At 42.5% G+C, this 7,589-nt stretch carries 5 protein-coding genes; 3 read left to right on the forward strand and 2 right to left on the reverse strand.

Going from position 1 to position 7,589, the window contains the following annotated elements:
* Window positions 1-534: 534 nt before the first annotated feature.
* The 3 genes from B3D47_RS00635 (at window position 535) to B3D47_RS00645 (ending at window position 5,592) form a co-directional block, all read left to right on the forward strand.
* Window positions 535-1,812 (forward strand): sensor histidine kinase, encoded by a 1,278-nt coding sequence (locus tag B3D47_RS00635; RefSeq protein ID WP_004813078.1) that lies wholly within the window; start codon window positions 535-537, stop codon window positions 1,810-1,812.
* A 78-nt stretch (window positions 1,813-1,890) separates the two neighbouring features.
* Window positions 1,891-4,641 (forward strand): bifunctional [glutamate--ammonia ligase]-adenylyl-L-tyrosine phosphorylase/[glutamate--ammonia-ligase] adenylyltransferase, encoded by a 2,751-nt coding sequence (gene glnE, locus B3D47_RS00640; protein WP_286859399.1) that lies wholly within the window; start codon window positions 1,891-1,893, stop codon window positions 4,639-4,641.
* A gap of 24 nt (window positions 4,642-4,665) precedes the next feature.
* Window positions 4,666-5,592, forward strand: a complete 927-nt coding sequence (locus tag B3D47_RS00645) for a branched-chain amino acid transaminase (RefSeq protein WP_004813074.1) — start codon at window positions 4,666-4,668, stop codon at window positions 5,590-5,592.
* Between the two features lie 57 nt (window positions 5,593-5,649).
* Here B3D47_RS00645 and B3D47_RS00650 read toward each other — a convergent pair whose 3' ends face one another.
* Complete coding sequence (locus tag B3D47_RS00650; protein ID WP_004813072.1) at window positions 5,650-6,672, reverse strand: NAD-dependent epimerase; 1,023 nt, start codon at window positions 6,670-6,672, stop codon at window positions 5,650-5,652.
* Window positions 6,669-7,589, reverse strand: a 921-nt coding sequence (locus B3D47_RS00655) for a nucleotide sugar dehydrogenase (protein WP_286859402.1), incomplete at its 5' end; no start/stop codon positions are given. The genes B3D47_RS00650 and B3D47_RS00655, both read right to left, overlap by 4 nt.

Consider the following 7,589-nt stretch of genomic DNA (forward strand, 5'->3'; position numbering starts at 1 on the left):
ACATTCAGGAAATCTCAGTCATTAACAAAAAAATTGGTACTTTATGCCAGTTTTATTGTGCTTAATTAACAAAAATTAGACATATCAAAGAATTAACTAAATTACATGGTTAGTTAGAAGATTAATCATTTGAGCATTATGAAGCAAAAAATAGGATATTTACTCGTAAAAGATTGGTTGGTGAAGAAATTCTTAACAATATTAATCTAAATAATTTATTTTAGTGCTATTATTTTAAATTAAATTAATTATCTATAGGCTTGGCACTAGTATTTAGTTTAGGTGCATGTTACAAGTGGTGGTGAAAAAATAGACATTTCAGTGACATTATCAGGGTTGTTTATAGGTTTACAAATAACGGTTAATGTCAAATTTGTTTTACATTTTTTAAAGAAAAAATGAACGTATACGTAGTTAAATGTAATGAAATCAATTAATCTAGATGTTAGGAAATGTTGTTGAGACTGTTTAGATTCTTTGTTATTGATTGTATAAAATTGGTCGAATAAATAAACATAACCATGAGAGGCAGAGATGAAGCTTAACCTTCTGGAGATAGGTCAAAATACTGAACAGCTAAGCTCATGCCGCCTGTCTCTTATTTTGGGCGTAAATACTTCCAATAACCTAATTAATACATTTGCTCGAGTCGCACGTCGGCTACTTAAGACTGAAAAATGTTTACTGGGTTTTCATAAAGAACCTTATATCTGGTATTCCACTGCTTCAGAATTTTGGGGGTTTGAAACGCCGCCCGAATTAAATCTGCTCAATTATCTTAAAAATGATGACTGTCTGGATCATACGCATCCTGCCTATACAGAAATGTCAGAATATATTCGTAGTCTTGGTGTAGAGCATAAGCGCCTGATCTCCTTTAATCTGAAAGCCAGTGATACCCACTCAATTGGTCATGTGGTATTTTTTGATCAGAAAGAAGAGGGCTTTGATCAGGAAGATATTCGTCTGGTGCAGGAGTTTGCCGATGGGCTGGTCGGACGGATTCGCTTGCATGAAGACTATAATGAACTGAAGGAAATGTACGAGCAGCAATGCGCCATGAACTTCAGTAAGACGAAATTCTTCCAGATAATTGCTCATGACCTGCGTGCACCCTTTCATGGTTTACTTGGATTCTCGGAAGTATTGGCTGAAGAACGTCATACACTGGATGATTCAAGTGTTCAGAATATTGCCGATTATCTCTGTGAAAATGCCAAGTCAACTTATAACTTGCTGGAAAGCCTGCTGACTTGGGCGATGGCTGAAGGTGGACGTTTTGTTTACCATCCGATCAATTTTGAGCTAAAACAGTCCAGCAAAATTGTTTGCGATGTACTCAAAAGCTTAGCATTGAATAAAAAAATCGACCTGATTGACCGCATTCCTGAAGGAGTGAAGGTCAATGCTGATATCAACATGATTACTTCAGTGCTGCAAAACCTGGTCTCCAATGCACTGAAATTCACCCCAACCGATCAGCAGGGTCAGGTCATTTTGACTGCTGAAGCTGAAGACGAGCTGGTCAGAATCAGCGTGCAGGATACCGGTCTGGGCATGACTGAAGAACAGATGCAAAATCTGTTTAAGCCAAATCTGACAGTAAGTGTGAAAGGCACAGATAATGAAAAAGGCGCGGGTCTTGGTCTGGTATTGTGTAAGCGATTTGTCGATCTGAATCATGGTCAAATTTATGTGGACTCTAAAGAAGGTCAGGGTACGACCTTTAGTGTATTGTTGCCAAAAGCCACCAATGAACATCAGGCACTGGCACTTGCTGAACCGGCAGGTGCATTAAAAGAAAAAAATTAATTTCCGTCCAAGGCATTCACAGCGCTGCCAGTCACCTGTTATAACTAGAAAAAATCTTGCAGGTGACAAGGACTGGAAATGAACGACGTACAATTGCAGAAAACTTTAAGGGCAAGCCAATATGCCGAGCAGGTATTGTCCAGACACGCTGCCTTGCTGCAGCAGGACTATGCAGTTGACCATTTTCAGCATGCTTTAAGTAATGAACAAATCAAGCAATCTGTCACAGATACTCTTACCAATATTAGTGATGAAGAGCAATGGATGAGTACGTTACGTACTCTGCGTGCTCGCCTGATGTTTCGCTGGATCTGGCAGGATGCCAATCAACTTACTAATGTCATTACTCTCACTCGTGAACTTTCTGATTTTGCCGATGCCGCCATTTGTGCCGCCAAAGATTTTGCCCGTATTCCCTTGGTTGCAAAGTATGGCCAGCCGATTGGCTACAATGGAAAGGTGCAAGACTTAATTGTAATTGCTATGGGGAAACTGGGTGCTCAGGAACTCAATCTTTCTAGTGATATTGATCTGATTTTTGCTTTTGATGAGCAAGGGGAAACCGATGGGCGAAAATGTATTGATGTGCAGCAGTTTTGCATTCTGTGGGGACAAAAGCTGATCTACCTGTTAGATCATATTACCTCAGATGGTTTTGTCTTCCGTGTCGATATGCGCCTGCGTCCTTGGGGCGATGGTTCACCATTAGCAATTAGCCATGTCGCGCTGGAAAAATATCTCAGCCAGCATGGTCGTGAATGGGAACGATATGCCTGGATCAAGGCGCGGATTGTTAATCCAACGCCTGAGGGTGATGAGTTGCTAGAGATGACACGTCCATTCGTCTTCCGTCGCTATGTGGACTACAGTGCTTTCGCAGCTATGCGTGAAATGAAAGCGATGATCCAGCGTGAAGTGCAGCGCCGCAATATTGAAGATGATATCAAACTTGGTGCTGGCGGGATTCGTGAAGTTGAATTCATTGTTCAGGTGTATCAGCTGATTTATGGTGGCGCCAAGCTGGAATTACAGGATCGCCAATGTCTGGTCAGTCTCAAGCACTTGGTTACCGCTGAATTGCTGGATGAACAAGCAGTAGAAGATCTTGAGGATGCTTATTTATTCCTGCGCCGGGTTGAACATGCGATTCAGGCGCTGAATGACCAGCAAACTCAGTCATTACCAACCGATGATGACCCTCGCCAGCGTATTGCTGATACTTTGGGATTTGTTGACTGGGCAGCATTTATGGATGTGTTGGATCAGAAGCGCGCCAAAGTGATTTACCAGTTTGAACATCTGATTAAAGAGAATGGTCCAGAAACTCAACTCTCAAGTTTTACCCAACTGGAACAGCAGTTAAATGCAGTACTAGATGTAAATGCCCGAAATCTGGTGCATGAGTTCTGGAACAGTAATACCTTAAAAAAACTGCCGGCCAAAGCCTTACAGCGTTTGAAAACGTTTTGGCCTTATCTGATTGAAGCAATTTTGCAATCTGATCAGCCGCAGACGGCTTTAGTACGTCTGATGCCATTGGTTGAATCAGTCATGCGCCGCACTGTGTACTTGGTCATGCTGATTGAAAGCAAAGGTGCACTTCAGCGTCTGGTCAAGATGGCAACTGTCAGCCCATGGATTTGTGAAGAATTAACCCATTATCCGGTGTTACTGGATGAATTCCTGTCTATGGATTTTGAGCTGCCAAAGCGTAAAGATCTTGAAGATTCTCTACGTCAGCAGTTGCTGCGTATTGAGCTTGATCAGGTGGAAGACCAGATGCGGGTATTGCGTCTGTTTAAAAAATCCAATGTGCTGGCTGTTGCTGCCAGTGATGTGTTGGCAGAAAGTCCTTTAATGAAAGTATCAGATGCTTTGACTGATATTGCTGAAGTGTCTGTAAATGCTGCCTTGCATTTAGCCTATCAAATTGTGGCCAAAAAGCATGGTTTCCCACTTGATGCCGAAGGGCAACGCTGTTCAGTCGATCATACTGCTTTTGCCGTGATTGGCTATGGCAAGGTGGGCGGGATTGAACTCGGTTATGGTTCTGACCTGGATTTGGTATTTATTCATTTTATGAATGAACAGGCAGATACTGACGGACTGAAACCAATTAGTGGCTTTGAATTTGCCATGCGTGTGGCGCAAAAGCTGATGTCACTGATGACTACACAAACCTTGGATGGGCGGGTTTATGAAGTTGATACCCGCTTACGTCCTTCAGGGGAAGCAGGTTTATTGGTTACCAGTCTGAAAGCTTTTGAACAGTATCAGTTTAAGAGCGCCTGGCTCTGGGAACATCAAGCCTTGGTACGTGCCCGTCCAATCGCAGGGGAAATGAGTTTACGTAAAAAATTCGAGATATTGCGCTGTGATATCTTGACCCAAAAACGGGATATCGGTCATGTGCGTGAAGAAGTATTAAAAATGCGTCAGAAAATGAAAGATCATCTGGGTTCTTCAAAAGAGCAAAAAAAAGATGGAATTTTTCATTTAAAACAAGATGCAGGTGGTATCGTTGATATCGAATTTATGGCACAGTATGCGGTGTTAGCTTGGAGTGGGACGAATAAAGATCTCGCCCATTACTCCGACAATGTACGAATCCTTGAGGATGCCGCAAAATCAGGTTGCTTATCCAGCGACGATGCGACTGCTCTGATTCAAGCTTATCTCCGTGAACGCGCCGAGAGCCACCGCTTAGCCCTTGCAAATCAATCCATGCAAGTGTCTGCAAGCGACTGGCACGATACCCGAAAGACCGTTTGCAAGTTATGGCAAAGACTGATTGATCCAAGTGCAGTATTTGCACTGGATAGTGAATAATTGTGAAAAATTGGAGTTTGTGGCATGAATTTGGCTGATCGTGATGGTTTCATTTGGCAAGACGGACAACTGGTAGATTGGCGTGAGGCAAAAACTCACGTATTAACACATACCTTGCACTACAGCATGGGGGTGTTTGAAGGTGTCCGTGCTTATGAAACCCCGAATGGAACGGCTATTTTCCGTCTGAAAGAACACACCAAACGTTTACTTAATTCTGCAAAAATTTATCAAATGAAAGTTCCATTTGATCAGGCAGCGTTAGAACAAGCTCAAATTGATGTCGTTCGTGAAAACAAATTAGCGTCTTGCTATTTACGTCCAATTATCTTTATTGGTTCTGAAAAACTGGGTATTGCCGCAACTGACAATACCATTCATGCAGTGGTTGCTGCGTGGAGCTGGGGTGCTTACCTGGGCGATGAAGCAATGGCGAAGGGTATTCGCGTAAAAACTTCTTCATTTACCCACCATCACCCTAACGTGACCATGTGTAAAGCCAAAGCATCAGGTAACTACACGCTGTCGATTCTTGCACATCAAGAAGTAGCACATTCTGGTTATGACGAGGCAATGCTTCTAGACCCACAAGGTTATGTGTGTCAAGGTTCAGGCGAAAACGTATTCCTGGTACGTGATGGCGTGATTCATACACCTGATATCGCAGGTGGTGCGCTTGATGGTATTACCCGTCAAACGATTATTACCATTGCCAAAGATCTTGGTTATGAAGTGGTTGAACGCCGTATTACCCGTGATGAATTCTATATTGCTGATGAAGCATTCTTCACCGGTACTGCTGCTGAAGTAACGCCTATCCGTGAATACGACGACCGTCAAATCGGTGAAGGCAAACGTGGTCCGATCACTGAGCAAATCCAGACTGCATTCTTCAATGCGGTTCAGGGTAAAGACCCTAAATATGCGCACTGGCTAACTTACGTAAAATAAGTTCAACAGATAAAAAAGGACTCAAATGAGTCCTTTTTTTATGGCTAGAAGAATCTATTAAACCTGATAGAAATCGCGATACCAGTCAACAAACTGTTTTACGCCATCTTCAACAGAAACAGAAGGTTTGTAACCTACACTTTGTTCTAGTGCTGAGCTATCAGCGAAAGTATCTGGTACATCACCGGGTTGTAGTGGCAGTAAGTCCAGAATGGCTTCTTTGCCGACTGCTTTTTCAATGGCATGGATATATTCAATCAGTTTGACTGGCGAATTATTGCCGATGTTAAAGATCCGGAACGGGGCATTGCTGGTGGATGGATCAGGATTGTTGCTATCCCAGTCTGGATTTGGTGCAGCAATCTGGTCACTGGAACGGATCACGCCTTCAGCAATATCTGCAACAAAGGTGAAATCACGGGTATGGTTGCCGTGGTTAAAAACCGGAATAGATTTGCCTTCAATAATGTTCTTGGTGAACTTAAAGAGAGCCATATCCGGACGCCCCCAAGGACCATAGACAGTAAAGAAGCGCAAGCCTGTGGTTGGCAGTTTGAAGAGGTGGCTATAGCTATGTGCCATCAATTCATTGGCACGCTTTGTTGCTGCATAGAACTGGATCGGATGGTCGACACCATGCTTTTCACTAAAAGGCATGGTAGTGTTGGCACCATACACGCTACTGGTACTGGCATAAGTCAGATGTGGTGTTTTGGCATAGCGACAGGCTTCAATGATATTGGTAAAACCGACAATATTGCTTTCCACATAACTCATCGGATTTTCAAGCGAATAACGTACGCCTGCCTGTGCAGCAAGATGAATCACGCGATCAAATTGATGTTCCTGAAAACACTTGTCAACTGCGGCTTTATCTGCAAGGTTGGCATGATAAAAGTCGAACTGCCCCGACTGCTGTTCCGCTGTTTGAGTTAGCAGATCTACACGTGCCTGTTTTAAAGCTGGATCGTAGTAGTCATTCATGTTGTCAAAACCGACCACATCATCACCACGTTCTAAAAGCTTTTTGGAAACATGGAATCCAATAAAACCTGCTGCACCTGTTACCAGAATTTTCATTCATCGCCTCCAAAAATATCACGGGTATACACTTTATCTTCAACGTCACTCAAATCTTTGGATTGACGATTGGTGATAATCACATCTGCCCGCTGTTTAAAGGCTTCTAAATCAGTAATCACTTCAGATTTAAAGAACTCGCTTTCTTTTAATGCCGGTTCATAAACAATGACTTCAACCCCCTTGGCTTTAAGGCGTTTCATTACCCCTTGAATGGCAGAGGCACGGAAATTATCTGAGCCACTTTTCATAACCAGTCGATAAATCCCGACCACCGACGGATTCCTTGCCAAAATAGAATCGGCAATAAAGTCTTTACGGGTACGGTTAGAATCCACAATAGCTTGAATCAGATTGCTAGGTACCTGACTATAGTTCGCCAATAGCTGTTTGGTATCTTTTGGCAGGCAGTAACCTCCATAACCAAAGGAAGGGTTATTATAGTGATTGCCAATTCGTTGGTCCAGACAGACACCTTCAATAATTTGCTGAGTATCTAAACCGAACGTTTGTGCATAGGTATCCAGTTCATTGAAGAAAGCTACGCGCATAGCCAGATAGGTATTGGCAAATAACTTGATTGCTTCTGCTTCGGTTGAGTCAGTGAACAAAACAGGACTGTCTTTTTTTATTGCACCTTCAATCAGCATATCTGCGAATTGTTGAGCACGCGCTGACTTCTCTCCAACAATAATACGTGATGGATAAAGGTTGTCATGTAAAGCTTTACCTTCACGCAAGAATTCTGGAGAGAAAATAATATTTTCTGTATTAAATTTTTCTTTAACCGTTTTGGTGAAGCCTACAGGAACCGTAGATTTAATAATCATGACCGCTTGAGGGTTAATCTCGGTCACATTACGAATAACGCTTTCGACGCTTTGGGTATTAAAATAATTGGTTTTGGTATCATAATC

Source organism: Acinetobacter sp. UBA3461, assembly GCF_002381195.1.
Lineage (GTDB): Bacteria > Pseudomonadota > Gammaproteobacteria > Pseudomonadales > Moraxellaceae > Acinetobacter > Acinetobacter schindleri.